The sequence below is a fragment of the Pseudactinotalea terrae genome (genome assembly GCF_009733845.1).
Taxonomy (GTDB): domain Bacteria; phylum Actinomycetota; class Actinomycetes; order Actinomycetales; family Beutenbergiaceae; genus Pseudactinotalea; species Pseudactinotalea terrae.
The window spans coordinates 205328-224872 of sequence record NZ_WNXZ01000006.1 but is presented as its reverse complement, the minus strand read 5'-3'; the positions used below and the strand labels follow the sequence as shown (position 1 = coordinate 224872).

Annotated in this window: 18 protein-coding genes; 5 read left to right on the top strand and 13 right to left on the bottom strand. The window is 70.7% G+C overall.

The genetic code is table 11. The annotated features are described in order from the left end of the window. Positions 1-32: 32 nt before the first annotated feature. From GPA03_RS18055 to GPA03_RS17995, 13 genes are all read right to left on the bottom strand, one after another. The gene (locus GPA03_RS18055; protein WP_156253443.1) at positions 33-719 is read right to left on the bottom strand and encodes a YesL family protein; all 687 of its coding nucleotides are present in this window, start codon (positions 717-719) and stop codon (positions 33-35) included. Further along, positions 719-1624, bottom strand: coding sequence for a carbohydrate ABC transporter permease (locus GPA03_RS18050; RefSeq protein ID WP_156253442.1), 906 nt, complete (start codon positions 1622-1624; stop codon positions 719-721). Before GPA03_RS18050 ends, GPA03_RS18055 begins: the two co-directional genes overlap by 1 nt. A gap of 5 nt (positions 1625-1629) precedes the next feature. Then, positions 1630-2577, bottom strand: a complete 948-nt coding sequence (locus GPA03_RS18045) for an ABC transporter permease (RefSeq protein ID WP_241681372.1) — start codon at positions 2575-2577, stop codon at positions 1630-1632. 85 nt (positions 2578-2662) lie between these two features. Next, the gene (locus GPA03_RS18040) at positions 2663-4297 is read right to left on the bottom strand and encodes a type 2 periplasmic-binding domain-containing protein (RefSeq protein ID WP_156253441.1); all 1635 of its coding nucleotides are present in this window, start codon (positions 4295-4297) and stop codon (positions 2663-2665) included. Positions 4298-4340: 43 nt separating this feature from the next. Beyond that, on the bottom strand, positions 4341-6221 hold the full coding sequence (locus GPA03_RS18035; protein ID WP_156253440.1) for a glycoside hydrolase family 127 protein: 1881 nt from the start codon (positions 6219-6221) through the stop codon (positions 4341-4343). A gap of 270 nt (positions 6222-6491) precedes the next feature. Beyond that, positions 6492-7505, bottom strand: a complete 1014-nt coding sequence (locus GPA03_RS18030; protein WP_156253439.1) for a LacI family DNA-binding transcriptional regulator — start codon at positions 7503-7505, stop codon at positions 6492-6494. Next, positions 7502-8455, bottom strand: coding sequence for a LacI family DNA-binding transcriptional regulator (locus GPA03_RS18025; protein WP_241681371.1), 954 nt, complete (start codon positions 8453-8455; stop codon positions 7502-7504). The genes GPA03_RS18030 and GPA03_RS18025 overlap by 4 nt, the downstream gene beginning before the upstream one ends. A 20-nt stretch (positions 8456-8475) precedes the next feature. After that, the gene (locus tag GPA03_RS18020) at positions 8476-9288 is read right to left on the bottom strand and encodes an ABC transporter permease (RefSeq protein ID WP_156253438.1); all 813 of its coding nucleotides are present in this window, start codon (positions 9286-9288) and stop codon (positions 8476-8478) included. Next, entirely contained in the window at positions 9285-10190 is a 906-nt protein-coding gene (locus GPA03_RS18015; protein ID WP_156253437.1) for an ABC transporter ATP-binding protein, read from the bottom strand. The genes GPA03_RS18020 and GPA03_RS18015 overlap by 4 nt, the downstream gene beginning before the upstream one ends. Next, on the bottom strand, positions 10187-10492 hold the full coding sequence (locus GPA03_RS18010) for a transcriptional regulator (RefSeq protein WP_156253436.1): 306 nt from the start codon (positions 10490-10492) through the stop codon (positions 10187-10189). Before GPA03_RS18010 ends, GPA03_RS18015 begins: the two co-directional genes overlap by 4 nt. After that, entirely contained in the window at positions 10489-11145 is a 657-nt protein-coding gene (locus GPA03_RS18005) for a hypothetical protein (RefSeq protein ID WP_156253435.1), read from the bottom strand. Before GPA03_RS18005 ends, GPA03_RS18010 begins: the two co-directional genes overlap by 4 nt. A gap of 93 nt (positions 11146-11238) precedes the next feature. Then, positions 11239-12909 carry an alpha-amylase family protein gene (locus GPA03_RS18000; RefSeq protein WP_156253434.1) on the bottom strand — a complete coding sequence of 557 codons (1671 nt, stop codon included), beginning with the start codon at positions 12907-12909 and terminating at the stop codon, positions 11239-11241. A 29-nt stretch (positions 12910-12938) separates the two neighbouring features. Next, positions 12939-13898, bottom strand: a complete 960-nt coding sequence (locus tag GPA03_RS17995; protein WP_156253433.1) for a TIGR03885 family FMN-dependent LLM class oxidoreductase — start codon at positions 13896-13898, stop codon at positions 12939-12941. A 127-nt stretch (positions 13899-14025) separates the two neighbouring features. Between GPA03_RS17995 and GPA03_RS17990 the strand changes: the two genes are divergently transcribed. From GPA03_RS17990 to GPA03_RS17970, 5 genes are all read left to right on the top strand, one after another. Next, complete coding sequence (locus tag GPA03_RS17990) at positions 14026-15387, top strand: BNR-4 repeat-containing protein (RefSeq protein WP_156253432.1); 1362 nt, start codon at positions 14026-14028, stop codon at positions 15385-15387. Positions 15388-15391: 4 nt separating this feature from the next. Next, complete coding sequence (locus GPA03_RS17985; RefSeq protein WP_156253431.1) at positions 15392-16735, top strand: alpha-L-fucosidase; 1344 nt, start codon at positions 15392-15394, stop codon at positions 16733-16735. 29 nt (positions 16736-16764) lie between these two features. Continuing rightward, positions 16765-17928, top strand: a complete 1164-nt coding sequence (locus tag GPA03_RS17980) for a GNAT family N-acetyltransferase (RefSeq protein ID WP_206673628.1) — start codon at positions 16765-16767, stop codon at positions 17926-17928. Continuing rightward, a complete protein-coding gene (locus GPA03_RS17975) occupies positions 17925-18731 on the top strand; it encodes a CPBP family intramembrane glutamic endopeptidase (protein ID WP_156253430.1) in 807 nt (268 codons plus the stop codon). The genes GPA03_RS17980 and GPA03_RS17975 overlap by 4 nt, the downstream gene beginning before the upstream one ends. 96 nt (positions 18732-18827) lie before the next feature. Continuing rightward, on the top strand, positions 18828-19520 hold the full coding sequence (locus GPA03_RS17970) for a histidine phosphatase family protein (protein WP_156253429.1): 693 nt from the start codon (positions 18828-18830) through the stop codon (positions 19518-19520). Positions 19521-19545: the final 25 nt, after the last annotated feature.

Here is a 19545-nt window from a genome sequence, read left to right as displayed (position 1 = left end):
GCCCGCAGGGTGCGGCTGGCCGCGCTGCCCGGTCATGCTTGCGCCCTGTGGGGGACGGCCGCCGGGGCGGGGCCGCCGAGGCGAGGTGACGGTGCTCGCGCCATGAGCACCCCGGTGCGCCACAGGCAGGCCGTAGCGATCGCTGCCGTGGCAGGGACCCCGAACACCGGGACAAGGCCCGGCAGCAGGTAGTAGGCGCACAGCACCAGGCCCACCCCGGCACCGGCGAGCAGGCTGATCGCCGGCCGGCCGAGCACGAGCACGAGGGCGCGGCGCAGCAGTGCCGGTGCGCCATCGTCGAAGTGGGCCTGCAGGGGCCAGGCGAGCATCGTGACGAGCCCGAGCAGCACGCCCAGGATCGTGTGCCCGCCCGCCAGGAGCGGCCCCGGCGCGCCGAGGTCGACACGCTCCACCACCGCCCGCGAGGCCAGCAGCACGGACCACATCAGGCTGAGCAGCAGCCCGAGCCGGTTGGCGGGCCAGAGCTCGCGGCGCCAGTGCTCGGCGAACGCGGTGCGCAGCGGTCGCCACCGCGGCAGCTCGTCGTCGTCACCGTCGCGCTCCTGCTGACGCAGGACGGCGTGCACAGCGGCGGTGGCGGGGAAGATCCCCAGCACCACAGCGCCGCGCAGCGTGTAGCCCAGCCACAGCAGCTGCAGGAACAGCAGCCGCAGCCCGAGCCGGCCGAGACGCTGGTGAAGATCGAGCAGCTTCTGCATCAGCCCTTCACCGACCCGATCATGACGCCCTTCTCGAAGTACCGCTGCATGAAGGGGTAGAGGATGATCACCGGCAGCGTGGAGACGACGATGACGCCGTACTTGATCTGATCGGCGTACTGCTGCGCGTAGGAGCCGCCCGAGCCGCCTGCGCCGCCGGCGCCGCCCGCAAACGCTTGGTTGGAGATCAGGATGTCACGCAGCACGATCTGCAGTGGTTGCTTGTCGTATGTGCGGACGAACACGAGACCAGTGAAGAAGTCGTTCCAGTGCTGGACCAGGTAGTACAGACCGATGACCGAGATGATGGCCATCGACAGCGGCAGCGCCATCTTGATGAAGAACTGGAAGTAGCTCGCGCCGTCGATCGAGGCGGCCTCGTGCAGCTCCTCGGGCAGGGAGTGTTCGAAGAACGCCCTCGCGATGATGAGGTTGTAGACGTTCACGGCGCTGGGCAGCACGAACACCAGCCAGTTGTCCAGCAGGCTCAGGTCGCGCAGCAGCAGGTACATCGGGATGAGGCCGCCGTTGAAGAACATCGTGAAGGCGAAGAAGAACATGAGGATCTTGCGAGGCCGGAACTCGCGCCGGGACAGCGCGTAGGCAGCGGGCAGCGTGACCAGCAGGTTCACCGCGGTGCCCACGACCGTGTAGAGGATGGTGTTCCGGTAGCCGGTCCAGATCCTGGAGTCGCCCAGGATCTGCTCGTACCCGAAGAGCGAGATCCTCCGAGGGAAGGCCCACACCTGACCGGTGGCGACCATGGTGGCATCGCTGATCGAGGCGATCATCACGAAGTAGATCGGGTAGAGCGTCACGAACAGGATCGCGGCGCAGACCACGAACAGCCCGATCGTGAAGGCGAGGTCGGCAGGGCTCCGCCTGCGCAGTGCGTTGAGTCTCATCGAGGTCACCACAGGCTCGTGTTGGACACCCGCTTGGCCACCTGGTTCGTGACCACCAAGAAGGTGAAGTTGATGAGGGTGTTGAACAGCCCGATCGCGGTGCCGTAGCTGAACTGGTTCGAGAGGATGCCGATCTTGTACACATAGGTCGCGATCACCTCCGAGACCCCCAGGTTGAGGGGGTTCTGCATGAGGAAGATCTTCTCGAAGCCCGTGTTCAGCACGTTGCCCATGTTGAGGATCAGCAGCACGATCATCGTCGGCACGAGTGCGGGCACATCGATGTGACGGATGATCGTGAAGCGCCCTGCGCCGTCGATCCTCGCGGCCTCGTACAGCTGGGTGTCCACGCTCGCGAGCGCAGCCAGGTAGATGATGCTGTTCCACCCGCAGTGCTGCCACACCTCGGAGATCACGTACACCTGCACGAACGCCGAGCTGCCGAGCAGGTTGCCACCCGAGGCACCGAAGAACTCCGCCACCCGGGTGATCAGGCCTGAGCTCGGCGACAGGAACACCTGCAGCATGCCCACGATCACCACGATCGAGATGAAGTGCGGCAGGTAGGTCGCCGTCTGCAGGAACTTCTTCCGACTTCGATTGACCACCTGATTGACGATCAACGCGAGCGCGATCGGCGCCACGAAGCCCACCACCAGCGTGGTCATGCTGATCACCACGGTGTTGCGGATCAGCGTCCAGAACTGCGGGCTCTCGAAGAACTGCTGAAAGTACTTCAGACCCACCCACTCACCACCGGTCAGGCCGGCGGTGAAGTCGAACTCGCGGAACGCGAGCTGCAGGCCGTACATCGGTACGTAGGCGAACACCGCGACGAACGCGATCGCCGGGGCTGCCATCACCCACAGCTGCCAGTAGCGCCGCGCGTGCCGCGCGAGCTGTGCACCCGCACCGGGCCGGGGCCGCGCTTGTGTCGGCGAGGCTGCCGTCACGTCGATCTCCTTCGGTCGGGGTGCGGCTCACCCACCTGCGTGGGCGAGCCGCACCGGGATCAGCGCTGCGGGCTGACGAGTCGACTCAGCCCTGCGAGGCGCTGAACTCGTCGTAGTAGCCCTGGTGGATCTCGAGGTTCTGGGTCATGCCCGAGTTCTCGATCTCGGTGACGTAGCCGTCCCAGTCGTTCTCGACGCCGCCCTCGGTGATCCACGTGGCCCATCGCTGCATCGCGATGCTGAAGATCGCGGTGTTGTTGATCGACAGCGCGCTGAGATCCTCCTGGGACATCTTGATGAGAGCGCTCGGGAAGATGTCCGTGGCGGGGTCGACGTTCGCGATCGCCGCCTGGAGCGGCTCCGACTGCTCGACGGCTTCCGCGAGGTCGGCGGGCAGCGCCACCTCGATGTCGTCGCGGATCCAGCCCGGCCCGTTGTCGGCCAACGTGGTGGTCCATTTCCAGGTCGAGGGGTCCGTGGACTCGTCAGCGGGCGGCAGCACCTCATACGTGCTGTCATCGACCTTCGTGATGTTGTCCTCGAAGTCGCCCCACAGCACCTGGAGCGAGATGTCCTGGTCGTAGAAGGCGTTGATGACCGCGAGCGCCCCCTCCTTGTTGTCGCTCTGCGCCGACATGGTGATCGAGTTGACGCCGTAGTTGAGCAGGTAGGAGTCGTAGGACCACGTCAGGTCGGACTCAGCGATCGAGTCGTCGGCACGCAGCGGTGCCATGGCGGCGTACTGGCCCGCGAGCTGCGCACCCACGCGGTCCGAACCGGCCCAGCCCCAGGTGAAGCCGACCTTGGCGGTGTCGCCGTCACCACGAGCTACCGACTGGTAGGCCGAGTAGTCCTGGGTCATGACGTCCTGGCTGATCAGACCGTCGGCGTAGAGCTCGTGCAGGAAGGCGATCAGGTCGCGGTACCGCTCATCGACGAGGAAGTTCTTGACCTCACCGTCCTCGACGAAGTAGCCGTCACCGCCGCCGTCGGAGATCGGCAGGCCCAGGCTGCCCAGCAGCACGGTCGGCTGGAACAGACCGAAGCCGGCGTCGCCGGCGGGAGCCCAGTCCATCGGGATCTCGTCGTTCGGGTCGCCGTTGCCGTTCGCGTCCTCATCTCTGAAGGCCAGCAGCACCTCGTGCAGCTCGTCCCACGTGGTCGGCTGCTCGAGCCCCAGGTTGTCGAGCCACTGCTGGTTGATGAACTGCCGTGTACCGGTCTCGGGCCAGAACCGCCGGTAGCTCGGCAGCGAGAAGATCGTGCCCTCGGGCTGGGTGGCCATCGCCTCGGTCGCGGGGACCGCCTCGAACATGCCGGTCACGTTCGGCAGCGAGTCGAGATCGTCGCTGAGGTCCTCGAACAACCCCACGAAGGTGGCGAGGTCGGAGTTGGTGATCGTGTTGGTGCCCACGACGAGGTCGGGGATGTCACCAGCGGCGAGCATCGTCGACTTCTTCTGCTCCCAGTCGGCCGACACCTCTTCCCACTCGATGGTGACGCCCGCGGCCTCCTCGATCTGGCCCACCCAGGCCATGTCGGCCATCGGACCGGTCAGCGCGTGCTTGAGCACGAGGATCTGGATGGTGTCGTCGCCTCCGCCGCCACCTCCGTCGCCACCGTCTCCTCCACCGCCGCACGCGGTGAGCGCGAGCGCCCCCACGGTCAGCGCGGCAAGCGCCGGAACCGCGCGCCGCCGAATCTGTCCTGCTCGGGTCATGACTCCTCCTCGAGTCCGTGCACGACCGCTCGGTCGTGCAGGTCTAGACGACTGGCAACCACACCCGCATGGCGGTGCTGCCTCGGTTCCCCCAGGTCGCGAACGGGATGGCGACGATCGCCACCCCGTCCTTCTGCTCACCCGGGTCGTTCTCGGGCATGGCGTAGAGCCCGCCCGACGGCGACCGGACCGCACCCGTGAGGCTCACCGTGGGTGAGCCCTCCTGGGTGCGCAGGTCCAGCGCCGCGCCTTCGATGACGACGACGTCGTCAAGCGCCACGCCGTCGGGCAGGTCGACCTGCTCGACGCAGTAGACCCGCGGACCGACCTCGATCGCACGGGCGCCGCGGAGCGCGTCGACGCGGTGGTGCGCCTGCGTCCACCGCGGAGTCAGGTCGAGCGCGAGGGTGCGCGCCCCGCTCAGGTCGACGCGGAGGTAGCGATCCGCGTCCGGCTGGGCCGGTTCGCCGTCGAGCGTGGTGACGGCCGACCAGCTGGGCACCCGCAGAGCGAGCCGGAGCGGCGCGGGACCGTCGTACGAGAGCGCGACCTCGCCGTCGTCCGGGTAGCGGGTCTCCACCTTCAGCACTCCACCGCCCAGGTGGGCGGGGACGTCGATCTCGGCGTCGGCGTACAGGTGCAGCGCAAGCTCGGACTCGGTGCTGGTGGCGAGGTAGGCCGACATCTGCGCGAACAGCCGCGCGAGGTTGGGTGGGCAGCACGCGCAGGAGTACCAGTGCTGCCGCTCGCGAGGGGCGTTCTCCTCCGAGAACCGGTCCGGTCGCAGCTGCAGCGGGTTGGCGTAGAAGAACGTGGTGCCGTCATCGCCGACCGCGGCAGCGAGCGCGTTGTGCAGCTCCCGCTCGATCGTCTCGGCGTAGGTGGCCGGCTGGTCGCTGGCGAGCAGCATCCGCCAGGCCCAGTGGACGTCGGCGATGGTCGCGCAGGTCTCGGCATAGGCGCGGTCCGAGGGCAGCTCGTAGTCGGAGCCGAACGCCTCGTCACGGTGGCGGGAGCCGAACGCACCGGTGAGGTACATCTTGCGGTGGTGCGCGCTGTCCCACTGCGCGTGCATCGCGTCGAGGAGCGCGGGCTCACCGGTCTCGAGGTACACGTCGGTCGCGCCGGCGTTGAGGTAGAGCTGGCGCACGGCGTGCCCGGTGGCGTCCTTCGACTCGCGCACCGGGGCGTGGTCCTGGAAGTAGGAGGCCCCGAGGCCGCCGACCTTGAGCAGGCCCTTGCCACGCAGGTCGATCATGCGCTGCGCGAGGTCGAGATAGCGCTGCTCGCCGGTGTGTCGATAGAGCTCGACGAGCGCCGTCTCGATCTCCGGGTGCCCGCAGATGCCCTCCTCGCGACCGGGGCCGAAGCGACGGTCGACCAGGTCGGCGAAGCGGCGCGCGATGCCCAGCAGGTCGTCGCGGCCGGCCGCGCGGTCGAGGGCGACCGCGGCCTGGATCATGTGACCGAGGACGTACATCTCGTGCGTCCAGTCCAGTTCCGCGAACTTCTTCTCCGGGTGCAGGCCCTGGATCCAGGTCATGACGTAGCCCGAGGACTCCTGGACCCGGCCGACCAGGCCGATCACGTCGTCGAGCCAGGCGTCCCAGCGGTCGGCGCCGCTGCGCGCGATCTCCCAGGCGATCGCCTCGATCGTCTTGTAGAGGTCCGAGTCGGCGAACACGAAACCCCGGTAGCCGGCCCCCGACTCCCCGATCACGCGCCGGAAGTTGTCCAGCACGCCCGAGCTCTCGAGGTTGCTGATCAGGTGGTCGATCGTGGCGTCGGCGTTGCGCTGCTGCCAGGCGCCGAGCGGTCCGCCCTGCCCGAGGCGAACGGCGGGCACGCCGAGCGGGCGGTGCGATCCACGGCTGGCGCGCGGCAGCGCGGGGGTGACGCCCGATGCACTGGCTGAGTTGGTCAACGTCCGCTCCTTCGTGGGTGACGCGCCGAGGTTACGAGCCTTCGTTCAGCGTTGTCAATAGCAGGACATCGACTGGATGTGATCGTTAACAACCGCGCTGGCCCTCCGCGACCTGAGCCCCGCCGGCACTCGATGCCGCCGAACGCGCAGAATCCTGCCGCTCCGAGCCCGGGCCACCCGACGAGCACCACCCCGGCCCGGCCCGGATGGGGGCAGCACCCAGGCGAGGCGCGTGACCGGCGCCTGACCGGGGCTTGGCGGACCCGACCGTCAGGCTGGGGCAGGGGCGGCGCTGGAGGCGCGCGGCACCAGGTGGGCGCCGGTGCGGCGCACGCGCGCGGGGGCGGCAAGCCCGTCCAGGCGTTCGACCAGCATGTCGACGGCGTTGCTCACCATGTCCTCGCGCTCGGGGCTGACCGAGGTGAGGGGTGGCACGGTGAAGCCGGCCTCGTCGGTGTCGTCGAAGCCGGTGAGCGCGACGTCCTCAGGGACGCGGATGCCATGGCTGACGAGGGCCCGGAGCGCACCGACGGCGATCGCGTCGTTGACCGCGACCACGCCGTCGAAGTCGACGCCGGTGCGGATGAGCCCCGTCATCGCCTCGTACCCGGACGCGCGGCGGTCCCAGTCGGAGCCGGAGACCATCAGCGCCGGGTCGGGCTCGAGCCCGTGGGCGGCGTGCGCTGCGGTGAACCCCACGTACCGCTCGCCCTCGGGCTTGCCGCTGCTGGTCGAGTTCCACACGAGCGCCAGCCGGCGGCGGCCGGTGTCGAGCAGGTGGCGCGTGACCGCCTCGAACCCCTCGCGCTCCCCCATCACCACGGTGTCGACGACGCCGTTCGGGGCACCACCCAGCTGCACGATCGGGCGCTCGGGCGGGCTGGATCCGAAGAACGAGGCCACGAAGAAGTGCGGGCAGATGATCACCGCGTCGGCATCGGTGGTGGTGCGACCGAGGATGGCATCGCGCTCGGCCGCCTCGTCGGGGGCGATGCGCAGCGTGCTGGTGAAGCCGCGTGCGGAGAGCTCGAGGATGAGCCGCTCGGCCGTCTCGGCGAAATAGGGCTGGTGCAGGTTCGGGACCACGACGGCGATCCGCCCGCTGCGCCCGGAGGCCAGCCCGCGCCCCGCGTGGTTGACGCGGTAGCCCACGGTCTTCACCGCGGACAGCACCCGGTCCCGGGTCGCCTCTGCGACATGCGGCCGCTCGAGCAGCACGTTGGAGACCGTCTTGGCCGAGACGCCGGCGAGGGCCGCGACGTCGTCGAGGGTCGGGCGTCTCATCGCGCCCCCGCCCCGAGGGTCGACTCGCGGCGGATCAGTGTCACCGGCACGCGCACCTCTTCAGGACCACCGGCGACCTCACCGGACAGGCGCCGGGCGAGGAGGTCGACGGCGCTGCGTGCCAGTGCCCGCGGCTCGGGATCGATCGTGGTGAGCGAGGGGGTGGCGAACCAGCCGTCGTCGAGGGCCCCGAACCCGATCACCGCCACCTGGTCCGGGACCGTGAGCCCGGCGGCATGCAGACCAGCGAGCGCGCCGAGCGCGACCTCGTCGGTGCAGCAGACCAGCGCGTCCACGCCCGGGTTGGCGACGACCGCCCGCTGCGCGGCGCGGTACCCGGCCGTGCGCCCGACGTCGTCGCCGAGCTCCACCACGGGCGCCGCGGTCCGCCCCGTCAGCGGACCGGCGCCCACCTGGACGGGGTGGCTGCGGCCCATCACCGACAGGTGCCGCTCGATAAGGTCGGCCGCCTGCGCGAGGTCCGTGCTGACGCGATCGCAGCCATCGGTGGCCGATGCCTGGGTGACGTCGACGCGGACCACCGGGCCGCCGTCGGGGCCTACCTCCGGGAGGTGCGGCAGATCGACGGCGAGCAACGCGTCGAAGGTGTCCCCCCGCTGCGACCAGACCTGGGCGAGCCGGTCCGCGTCGTCGTGGACCGGCTCGACGGCTGCGTTGAGGCCGCGCGCGTTGACCTCGGTCACGAGAGTCTCCACCAGGGCCGCGAGCAGCGGTCGCCGCAGCTCGGTCACGACGATCCCGATGACGCCGGTGCGCCCGGTGCGCAGGCTGCGCGCGGAGGAGTTCGGGGTCCATCCGAGATCGCCGATCGCGGCGTTCACCGCCTCCTGGGTCTCGGGGCGGATGTGCGGCTCGCGATTGACCACGCGCGAGACGGTCTTCAGCGAGACGCCCGCACGAGCGGCAACGTCCCGCATCGTCACGCGCATGGGGAGCATCGTAGGGCCGCTCAGCGGAAGCGGCGCCCCTCGTCACGCCGGTAGGCCCAGACCGTGAGCGCAGCGAACAGCACACCCCATCCGATGAGCACCGGCAGCGCGTAGGCGTAGATGTCCGTGCCGGCGAACGCGCCGATCACGAGATCGCGGCCGGCACGGCTGGGGAGGAAAGTGCTGAGCGTGGCGAGCCAGCTCGGGAACATCTCGGCCGGCATGAACAGCCCACCTGCGAACGCCAGCGGGAACAGCACCACCTGCACGACGGCGATCGCCGCCTTGCTGCTCAGGCTGTAGCCGATGAACAGGCCGAGCATGAGGAACGGCACGCCCGCCGCGAGCAGCGTGCCCACACCGAGCAGCAGCCGCGGGAGCTGCGGCGCGGCGGCGGTGAAGATCGCGGCCACGAGCCCGAGCGGGATCAGGGCGACGAACGCGAACAGGAAGGCCGAGAGGAGCCGCCCCACCATGCGCGGCCCCGCACCGGCGGGCATCGTGCGCAGGTAGGGGTCGAACGGCAGCTGCCGGTCCTCGGCCACGCCCACGCCGAACGTGAACAGGAACGTGCTCATCACCGAGAACATCGCGAGCCCGGCCACGGAGATCAGCGACCACAGCGGGTCGCTCGTGACGCTCGACTGCGGCACCACGAAGAAGAACATGGCCAGCGTCGGGAACAGCATGTTCCCGACGACGGCGATCGGGATCCGGATCGTCTCAAGGATGTTGTACTTCGCGTGCAGCAGCGCGAGGCGCGTGAACCCGGGAACTCTCGCGGCTGCGATCGGGGGCGTGCGCACACGGTCGATCGTCTGGGGGGATGTCATGCTGCGACCTCCGAGTCGGTGTCGGTCAGGCTCAGGAAGGCCTCCTCGAGCGAGGCGCCACGCACCTCGAGACCGGAGAAGGGTGTGCCGCTGGTGACCAGGGCCCGCACGAGCGCATCCGAGTCACCGGTCAGCAGCGAGTAGCGCCCGCCGTCGCGCTCGACGGCGCTCACGGCGGGCAGGGCTGCCACCTCGCGCTCGGCGGCGTCGCTCCGGAACGTCACGCGGTGCGTCTGCACGCGAGCGACCACGGCGCCCAGGGTGTCGTCGGCGAGGATGTGCCCGCCGCCGATCACCACGACCCGCTCGGCGAGCGCCTCGATCTCCTCGAGGTAGTGGCTGGTCACGATGACCGTGGCGCCTTCGCGGTGGTAGTCCCGCAGCGCGGTCCACAGCGCCCGGCGGCCCTCGACGTCGAGCCCCGTCGTGGGCTCGTCGAGGAGCACGAGCCTCGGCCGCCCGGCCAACGACAGCGCGACGGCGAGGCGCCTCTTCTGCCCGCCCGAGAGCCCGCCGGTCTGGCGATGGGCAAGGTCGGTGAGCTCGAACCGCGCGAGCAGCTCGGCACGGGGCATCGGGTCCGGGTAGTGCCCGCTGACGAAGTCGACGACCTCGCCCACCTTCAGAGACGCGGGCAGGCCGGTCTCCTGCGGGGTGACGCCGAGCCCGATCCGAGCGCGCGGCGTACGGGGGTCCTGCCCGAAGATCTCGATCGTGCCGCCGTCGGGCCTGCGCTGGCCGTTGATCAGGGACAGCAGCGTGCTCTTGCCGGCCCCGTTGGGGCCGAGCAGGCCGACGATCTCGCCGGCGTCGACGGTGAGCGAGACGTCGTCGAGCGCGACGACCTCGCCGAACGTGCGGCGGGCGTGCGCAACTTTCACGACTGGTGCGGAGGTGCTCATTCAACAGCTCCCTTCAGGAGCGCCTCGAGCGAGGCGGTGTAGGTCTCGAATGCCTGGCGACCCTTGCTGGTCAGGGCCACGGACGTGACGGGGCTGCGCCCCTCGAATGCCTTCTCGACGGCGACGTACCCGACGTCCTCGAGCTTGCGCAGGTGCGTGGACAGGTTCCCGGCGGTCATGCCGAGCACTTTCTGCAGCCGAGTGAAGACGATCTGATCCCCGCTGGCGAGCCCTGCCAGCGTGGCGACCACGCGCAACCGGGCCTGGACGTGGATGACCGGGTCGAGCTGGAGGTCGGTCACGCCGACCGCCACCTCTCGATGACCCGAGCGGCCACCGCTCCGACGAGGAAGCCGCCACCGCCGGCGATCGCTTGCACCAGGTACCCGGCCGGCGGGGCGACGATCGCGGCGACCGAGCCGATCACGGCGAACCAGGCGCCGAGGGCGAACATCCGCCACTCCTGCCAGATCGCGCCGCCCGCCATGTAGAGCGCGGAGACGATCAGCAGGCTGACGGCGTTGGTGAGGATCGACATCGCGATCGGCGGTGCCCCGGCCGCACCGACGGCGCCGAAGATCACCATCGCGAACAGGAAGCACAGGCACCAGGCCCAGCCGTACATGGCCCCGACCCTCGCGCTCGTGCCGCGGATGCCTCGGGTACGGCGGCCGATGTGCACCCCGGTGAACACCATCGCGCCGACCACGCACACCGCGAGCACGAGCATCGACGCGCCCTGCGGCGTCTGTGCCTCCTCCGACCAGCCGAGGTAGAGGGCGGTGTAGGCGACGAGGAACGCGACGCCCCAGACCGCGAACATCGCGGGCGCGCTCGGCCGGGTCTGCTGCCGCACGGTCTCCTGCGAGGCCTTGATCGCCGCGAGCGCCGCGGCGGGCGATGCGGTCTCCTCGGCATCGTCCAGCGCGTCGTCGGGCTCACGCGGGTCGGTCATGGCAGCTCCTGGCGGCGGCAGAGTGGTTTGTACTGCAAACCACTCTGCCGTGGGCCTCCTCCCGTGTCAACCCCGAGCGCGCCCGGGGTCACCTCACGGGATAAGCGCCTCCCCCTCGGGCCGCAGTCGCAGCCATCGATGTCCGTAGCCGGCGAGCGCGATCTCCAGCGGCTCGGTCACGGGCCCCACACGCTCGTGGGTGAAGGCGTCGATCACCTCGTGGCCGTCGCTCTCGCGCGCCGCCGGGATCGTGACGACCACCGGGTCGGGGCTGAGGTTGTGCAGGGCGATCGTCGTCGCCTGCTCGAGATCGCACCGGTGCGCGACGACCTGGGATGCCCCGACGTCGAGCACGGTGCAGGTACCCCACCCCACCTCGGGACAGGCACGGCGCACCCAGATGAGGGCGCGCAGGAAGGTCCACAGCGAGTCGGGGTCTTGCGTCTGGTCGGCCACATTGACGTGCTCGGGCGCATACCCGTCGCCCACCACGGGCCGGGCGAGCCGGCGCGCCGGCGCCGTGGAGAAGCCACCGTTGTCATCGGGCGCCCACTGCATCGGCGCGCGCACCGCCAGCCGTCCGGGGATGTCGAGGTTCTCCCCCATCCCGATCTCCTCGCCGTAGAACAGCGTGGGGCTGCCCGGCAACGAGAACAACAGGCTGTACGCCATCCGGATGCGGCGCGGGTCGCCGTCGAACATCGGGGGGAGGCGACGGCGCAGCCCGCGCCCGTAGAGCTGCATGTGCTCCTCGGGACCGAACGCGTCGAAGACCTCCTGCCGCTCCGCAGGGTCGAGCTGGTCGAGCGTCAGCTCGTCGTGGTTGCGCAGGAAGGTCGCCCAGGCGCAGGTCGGATGGATCTCCGGCCGGCGGCCCAGCGCGGCGACGAGCGGCGCGGCATCGGCGCGCGCGAAGGACAGGTACGTGGCCTGCATGAGCTCGAAGTCGAACATCATCTGCAGCTCGTTGCCCTCGCTGCCACCGAAGTAGTCGAGCTGCTGGTCGTACGGCAGGTTCACCTCGCCGAGGATCACGGCATCGCCACGGCGCCGCCCCAGGAACGAGCGCACCCGCTCGAGCAGCTCGTGAGGGTCGCCGGCGTGCGCGGCATCCCCGGTCTCGACGTCCGCCACGAAGAACGGCACCGCGTCGACCCGGAACCCGTCGAGCCCCAGCTCGAGCCAGAAGCCGATCACCCGGACGATCTCCTCGACCACGGCCGGGTTGGCGATGTTCAGGTCCGGCTGGTGGCGGTAGAAGTGGTGCAGGTACCACTGGCCGGTGCGCTCGTCGAGCGACCAGATGCCATCCTCCTTGTCGGGGAAGACCACCTGGTCGGAGGTGTCGGGCGGCTCGTCCTCGCGCCACACGTAGTAGTCCCGGTACGGCGAGCTCGTGCTCCTGCGCGCGGAGACGAACCAGGGGTGCTTGTCCGAGGTGTGGTTGACCAGCAGGTCCGCGATCACACGCATGCCGCGGTCGTGCGCGGTGCGGACCACCTCCACGAGGTGACCGAGGTCGCCGAACCTCGGGTCGACGCCGTACATGTCGCTGACGTCGTAGCCGTCGTCACGCTGCGGGCCGGGATAGAACGGCATCAGCCACAAGCACGTGACGCCGAGCTCGGCGAGGTAGTCGATCCGCTGGGACAGCCCGGCGAGGTCGCCCACGCCGTCGCCGTCGGAGTCGAGGAAGGTCTCGACGTCGAGACAGTAGGTGATGGCGTTCTTCCACCACAGATCGCTGGTGTCGGTGATCCGCACTGGGCACCTCTCGTCGGTCGGTCGGTCGGTCAGGACACCAGAGCGGGGATCACCTCGCCGGCGAAGGCGTCGATGAAGTCGGCCTGCTGCTGGCCGACGTGGTGGAGGTAGATGTCCTCGAATCCCAGCTCGGCGTACTCGCGCAACCAGGCGATGTGCTGGCCGAGGTCGGCCGAGGCGCGCACCGCTGCCAACGTGGACGTGCGCGGCAGGTGCGCGGCGATCGTGTCGAAGCCCGCGGGGGTATCGATGTCCCAGGTGAGCGGCGGGCCCACCACGTTGCCACGCCACTGCTGCACAGCGATGTCCTCGGCCTGCTGCTGCGTGGGCGCCCAGGAGAGGTGGACCTGCAACGACAACGGCCCGCTGCCGCCGGCGCCGCGATAGGCGTCGACCACCTCTCGCAGCCTCTCGTGCGGCTGGTTCAGCGTCACCATCCCCTCGGCCCAGGCGGCCACGCGTGCCGCGGACTCGACCGAGACCACCGGTGCGATCAGCCGGGGCCGCGGGTCCGCACGCTCCCACAGCCTGGCCCGGTCCACGGTGACCGCCCCGGTGTGGCTGACCTCCTTGCCCTCGAGCAGCCGGCGGATGATCGAGACGCACTCGTCGAGCCGCTGCTCGCGCTCGGCCTTCGCAGGCCAGCGCTCCCCGGTGACATGCTCGTTGACCGCCTCGCCGCTGCCCAGCGCCACCCAGAACCGGCCGGGGAACATCTGCCCGAGGGTCGCGATCTTCTGCGCGTGCACCGCGGGGTGATAGCGCTGGCCGGGGGCGCTGACGCAGCCGAGCTCGAGGTCCGTCGTGGCGAGCGCCGCGGCGAGCCACGACCACGCGTAGCCGGAGTGACCCTGCTCGACGCTCCAAGGAGCCAGGTGGTCGGAGCACATCGCCATCTGGAACCCGGCACGCTCGGCGTGCTGGAGGTCCACGAGCAGCTGCCGGGGCGAGATCTGCTCGTGCGAGGCATGAAACCCGACACGCACCATGGGTCCAGCAGACCACATCCGCGACGGCCGCGAGGGCGCCTCCGCGCGATCGCTGCCTCTCAACCCGTGGTGGCCGCGGCGCGGATAGCGCTTCCCACGCGCGCGGATCCGTGACAGGGTTGGTCGCATGTTCGACAAGGTCGGCGTCGTTAACGCCAACGGTGGCTGGTGCTGGTTCCAGGACGAGCGCTCGGTGGTCGACGCCGCGAGCGGCACGGCCGTGATCGGCTCGGTGGCCTCGCCGAGCGGGGTCGACGGCGAAGCCCGGGGCGGCGACGTGGAGGTCACCGTGGTGGACCTCGACGCCGCGGAGCTCACCGGTACCCAGGCGGTCCTGCACGCCGGCTTCGAGGCCGACGACCACGACGACCCGGCGCTATGGCTGCGCGCCGACGGCCGCTGGGTGGCCGTGTACTCGCGCCACAAGAGCGACGAGTACACCTTCTGGCGACTGTCGGAGCCGGGTGACCCCACCCGCTGGGGGCCGGAGCAGTCGTACGAGTGGACCCCGCACTTCGGCGCCGAGTTCACCGGCCGCGCACCGGGCCGCGGCGTGACCTATCAGAACGTGCACCCGCTCGGTGAGAAGCTCGTCTGCTTCGTGCGCGCCGTCAACGACGACCCCTGCTACCTGATCTCCACCGACGACGGCGAGACCTGGGGCTTCGGGGGCCGGCTGCTGACGCGCGAGAAGATCGGCTACGTCAACGGGTACGGCCGCTACACCTCCGGCCCGCACCCGAAGAACGCTGAGGGCAGGATCGACCGCATCGATCTCGTCATCACCGAGCACCACCCCCGCGACTTCCCCACCTCGATCTGGCACGGCTACCTCGCCGGCGACGGCCTCTACCGGGCCGACGGCTCGCTCGTGGGCCCACTCGGCCGCAACGTCGAGGACGAGACGCCGCGGGCCGAGGACCTCACCCGGGTGTTCGCCAGCGGCACCGAGGTCGACGGCCAGGTGATGACGCACTGCTGGACCGCTGACATCCGCCGTGACGACGCCGGCCGCGTGGTCGTCCTGTTCACCGCCCGCACCGACGACACGCTCGGCCTCGACGTCCCCCGCACCACGGACGAGCCGCTGCCCCACGCGCTGCTGCGCGCCGAGCTCGCACCGGGCGCCGACCAGTGGCAGGTCACCAAGGTCGGCGATGCCGGCCCGCAGCTCCTCGCGCACGAGACCGACTACACCGGCCTTGGCTCGATCGACCCCGACGACCTCGACGCGCTCTACTTCTCCACCCCGGTCGACCCGCGCGACGGCACCGACCTCGGCGTGCACGAGATCTTCCACGGCACCACCTCCGACGGGGGCGCCACCTGGACCTGGACCCCGGTCACGCAGGGCTCGGAGGTCGCCAACTTCCGCCCGATCGCCGTCCCCGGAGACCCTGCCCGCCGCGTGCTCACCTGGTACCGCGGCGACATGGAGTCCTCGCAGAAGTACGCGACCGAGGTGGTTCTCGCGGTCGGGTCGCGCTGACCCGATGCTGATCGATCGCCCGACGGCGGCCCTCGCCTCGGTGCCGCGGCTCGCCCCTGCCGCTCGGCCCAGCCGTGCGCAGCTCGCCTGGCAGCGCGAGGAGCGCGCGATGTTCGTCCATCTCGGGATGAACACGTTCACCGACCGGGAGTGGGGCGAGGGCACCGAGGACCCGGCGCTCTTCGACCCGCAGGGGCTGGACGCGCACCAGTGGGCCCGCACCGCGCGCGAGGCGGGGTTCGGCACGATCGTGCTCACGGCCAAGCACCATGACGGCTTCTGCCTGTGGCCGAGCGACACCACCGGGCACACGGTCGCCGCGAGCCCGTGGCGCGGCGGCGCCGGCGACGTGGTCCGGGAAGCCGCCGACGCCTGCGCGGCCGAGGGCGTCCGCCTCGGCGTCTACTGCTCGCCCTGGGACCGCAACGCACCCAGCTACGGCAGCGGTCGCGCCTACGACGACCTCTACCTCGCGCAGCTCACCGAGCTGCTCACCGGCTACGGCGACATCGCGGAGGTGTGGTTCGACGGCGCCGTCGGCGAGACCGCGCGCGGCCGCCAGGCCTACGACTGGACGCGCATCTTCGGCACCGTGCGGCAGCTTCAGCCCGAGGCGGTGATCTTCTCCGACGCGGGCCCGGACGTGCGGTGGGTCGGGAACGAGGACGGCGCGGCGGGCGCCACCTGCTGGTCGAGCATCGACCCCGCGCGGGTGCCCACGCCGGGCCGCTCCGACCCCTGGACGCTCGACTCGCTGCGCCACGGCGACCCCGAGGGCTCGGTGTGGCGGCCCGCCGAGACCGACGTGTCGATCCGACCCGGGTGGTTCTGGCACCCCGACGAGCAACCGCTCGACGGCGCAGCCCTCCTCGAGCTGTACCTCACCTCGGTGGGCCGCAACAGCAAGCTGCTGCTCAACGTGCCGCCGAACCGCGACGGCCGGCTCGAGGATGCCGACCTCGCGGCGCTGCATGCCTTCGCCGCGCTGCGCGAGGAGGTACTCGGGAGCGATCTGCTCGCGGGCTCGACGATCGAGGCCGACGGCCACACCCTCACGATCACCCCGCCCGCACCCGTGCGCACGAACCTGATCACGGTGCGCGAGGACGTCGAGGAGGGCCAGCACATCGCGGCGTTCCGGCTGCAGGTCGACGCCGGCGCGGGCTGGCAGCCGCTCGCCTCCGGCACCACGATCGGCCACCTGCGAGCGCTGCAGATCCCGCCCACCACCGTGCACCGGCTCCGGCTGCTGCTCGACCTGGCGTACGGACCGGCCCGGGTGACCCATCTCGGGGCGCACCTCGATCGCCGCGGCGAGCACCGCCGTCGGGCGGACAGCCACGACTGAACGGCTCGCTGCGTCAGAATGTGCACCTGATGAAGCCCCGCACCGCGCCACCGACGCCGCCGCCGCTGCGGCCGCGGCCGCCGATCCCTCACGTGCCGCGTGAGCCCGGCGTGATCCCGGAGGCGGAGCGGGCGTTCTTCGTCGAGGAGTTCCGCGGCGTCACGATCGTGGTGTCGCTGCCGGCGCTCACGGACGCGGGGGTGGCTGCGGTGGGCCGGGTGGTCTCCGGGTTCGAGCCCGGCGACACGCGGTTCGTGCTGGTGGTCAAGGACCTCGAGGATGCCGAGCGGCTCCGGCAGGAGTTCCCGGCGCCGGCCGCGGTGGTCACGTCACCGACCGTGTGGGAGGACGCCGGCATGGCCGGGCTCTGGCTCACGGTCGCCGACGAGGACCGGGTGATCGTGGTCGCGAACCCCGACGGCGTGGCCGAGACCGCCGGCTTCCTGGCCGCGGGCCTGCGTGCCTCGAAGGTCGTGCTCACCGACCCGGGCGGCGGCTGGGGCTCGCCGCCGCGCAGCTTTGCGGATCTGGAGATCCTCCGGCTGGGGCTGCTCGGCGAGCTGACCCGCCGCGGTATCGGCAACCTGCTGCCGGCCGCCGAGGCCGCGCTGCGCGGCGGTGCCTTCAGCGTCAACCTGTGCCGAGCCGAGGACCTCGAGCTCGAGCTGTTCACGTTCGACGGCGCCGGCACGCTGCTGACGCTCGGCGGCTACGTGACGCTCGCGCAGCTGCGCGTCGACGACCTGCCGGCGGTCGAGGCGCTCGTGGCGCAGGGCGTCACGGACGGCGTGCTCAAGCCGCGCAGCCGCGCCGAGATCGCGCGGATGGCCGTCGGGGGGTTGGGTGCCCGCGTGGTCCGCACGGGTCACCTCGCGGGAGTCGTGGGCCTGGAGACCGACCTGTACGCGGGCGAGGGCGTCGGCGAGGTATCCGGCCTGATCACGGTCAGCGAGTTCTCGGGCGCGGGTGCGGGCGGCATGCTGCTGGAGGGTCTGCTGGGCCACGCGGCCAACCTGGGGCTGCGCGCCGTCTTCGCGGTGACGGTCTCCTCCGACGCCGCCACGTTCTTCGCCCACCGCGGCTTCCGGGAGGTCAGCCGTGAGGAGCTCCCCAAGGCCAAGTGGCGCGACTACGACACGGCTCGCCTCGCCGTCGCCCGCTGCTTCTGGCGTGACGTCGAGTCCGACCGATGACCGAGGCCCTCGCGCCCGCGGTGGCGGCCGACCCCACGCCCGCGCGCCGGCGGCGGCTGACCGCGGAGATCTGGATCGTCATGGGTCTCTCGCTCGGGCGCTCGGGCGTCTACGCCGTCGTCAACATCCTCGACCGGCTCACGCGGGGCCCGCTCGGTGACCAGACCGCGGAGATCAACACGCCGCAGGCCGACCGGTCGCTGCTCGACCTGACCTACCAGATCCTGTCGATCGGGTTCGCCCTCGTGCCGGTGGTGCTCGCGCTCTACCTGCTCTCCGACAGCGGCCGCAGCGCGGTCAGGCGCATCGGACTCGACGGCACCCGGCCCGGCAAGGACGCTCTGTGGGGCCTCGCGCTCGGCGCGGTCATCGGCATCCCGGGGCTCGCGATCTACCTCGGCGGCCGCGCGCTCGGCGTCACGGTCTCGGTGTCGGCCTCCGGGCTCGACGACTACTGGTGGACCGTGCCCGTGCTGATCCTCGCCGCCCTCAAGAACGGGCTGATCGAAGAGGTCCTCGTGGTCGGCTACCTCGTCGAGCGGTTGCAGGAGCTGCGCTGGCGAGTGGTCTCGGTGGTGGCCTGCTCGGCGCTGATCCGCGGCTCCTACCACCTCTACCAGGGCTGGGGGCCGTTCGCCGCGAACATCGCGATGGGCGTGATCTTCGCGTGCTTCTACCTCTCGAGATGGGGCCGACGGCGGGTGATGCCGCTAGTCATCGCGCACACGCTCCTCGACGTGGTCGCGTTCGTGGGCTACGCCTACCTGCCTGACGCCTGGCTCACGGCGCTCGGCGTCCTCTGACACCCCGCGCCGCCAAGGGCGCAAGCGTGACCGCGGGGCGCAGTGAGCCGTGGTCCCGTTTGTGCCCTGGGGGCTTCGGCACGGCAGGATGGGCGCGTGCGCTTCGTGGTGATCAGACATGCCCAGTCCGCCAACAACCTGCTGTGGCAGCAGACCGGTGACTCGGTCGGCAGGCACCACGACCCCGAGCTCACCGACCTCGGCCACCGGCAGGCCGCGCTGCTCGCGCAGGCGGTGGCCGACGGCGTGCTCCCGTGGGACATCACCCACATCCACACCAGCCTGATGACCCGGGCCGTGCAGACCTCCGCACCGCTCGCGGACGTGCTCGACCTGCCGCTGCTCGGCAACCTTGACGCCTATGAGACCGCCGGCCCCTTCATCGAGGACGAGGAAGGCGTGCGCAACCCGCACCCCGGCGCCTCGGACGAGGCGCTGCTCCGGGTGAGCGCGCGCCTCGTGCTGCCCGACGGCGCCGGCCCGGAGGGTTGGTACACGCTCCCCTACGAGGCCGAGCACGAGAGCCGCGCCGAGCGCGCCCGCACGCTGGTCGCTGACCTCCGACAGCGGCACGACGACGATGACGTGGTCGCCCTGCTCACGCACGGCGCCTTCTTCCAGCACCTGTTCCGCGCGTTCCTCGGCATCGAGCAGATGACCGGCTGGGTGACCAAGCACAACACGGCGATCAGCCTGTTCGCCGACGAGCCCCTGACCGAGGAGGAGACCGTCACCGCCCAGGCGGTCGACTGGATGCCGCACCTCAGCCCCGAGCTGATCTCGGAGTAGGGCGACTGCACCAAAGTCGTGGCCA

What these genes read in the sequence shown, in the direction of transcription:
- GPA03_RS18055 (WP_156253443.1), bottom strand. Translation starts at nt 719, where the DNA reads ATGCAGAAGCTGCTCGATCTTCACCAGCGTCTCGGCCGGCTCGGGCTG.
- GPA03_RS18050 (WP_156253442.1), bottom strand. Translation starts at nt 1,624, where the DNA reads ATGAGACTCAACGCACTGCGCAGGCGGAGCCCTGCCGACCTCGCCTTC.
- GPA03_RS18040 (WP_156253441.1), bottom strand. Translation starts at nt 4,297, where the DNA reads ATGACCCGAGCAGGACAGATTCGGCGGCGCGCGGTTCCGGCGCTTGCC.
- GPA03_RS18030 (WP_156253439.1), bottom strand. Translation starts at nt 7,505, where the DNA reads ATGAGACGCCCGACCCTCGACGACGTCGCGGCCCTCGCCGGCGTCTCG.
- GPA03_RS18025 (WP_241681371.1), bottom strand. Translation starts at nt 8,455, where the DNA reads ATGCGCGTGACGATGCGGGACGTTGCCGCTCGTGCGGGCGTCTCGCTG.
- GPA03_RS18020 (WP_156253438.1), bottom strand. Translation starts at nt 9,288, where the DNA reads ATGACATCCCCCCAGACGATCGACCGTGTGCGCACGCCCCCGATCGCA.
- GPA03_RS18015 (WP_156253437.1), bottom strand. Translation starts at nt 10,190, where the DNA reads ATGAGCACCTCCGCACCAGTCGTGAAAGTTGCGCACGCCCGCCGCACG.
- GPA03_RS18005 (WP_156253435.1), bottom strand. Translation starts at nt 11,145, where the DNA reads ATGACCGACCCGCGTGAGCCCGACGACGCGCTGGACGATGCCGAGGAG.
- GPA03_RS17995 (WP_156253433.1), bottom strand. Translation starts at nt 13,898, where the DNA reads ATGGTGCGTGTCGGGTTTCATGCCTCGCACGAGCAGATCTCGCCCCGG.
- GPA03_RS17990 (WP_156253432.1), top strand. Translation starts at nt 14,026, where the DNA reads ATGTTCGACAAGGTCGGCGTCGTTAACGCCAACGGTGGCTGGTGCTGG.
- GPA03_RS17985 (WP_156253431.1), top strand. Translation starts at nt 15,392, where the DNA reads ATGCTGATCGATCGCCCGACGGCGGCCCTCGCCTCGGTGCCGCGGCTC.
- GPA03_RS17980 (WP_206673628.1), top strand. Translation starts at nt 16,765, where the DNA reads ATGAAGCCCCGCACCGCGCCACCGACGCCGCCGCCGCTGCGGCCGCGG.
- GPA03_RS17975 (WP_156253430.1), top strand. Translation starts at nt 17,925, where the DNA reads ATGACCGAGGCCCTCGCGCCCGCGGTGGCGGCCGACCCCACGCCCGCG.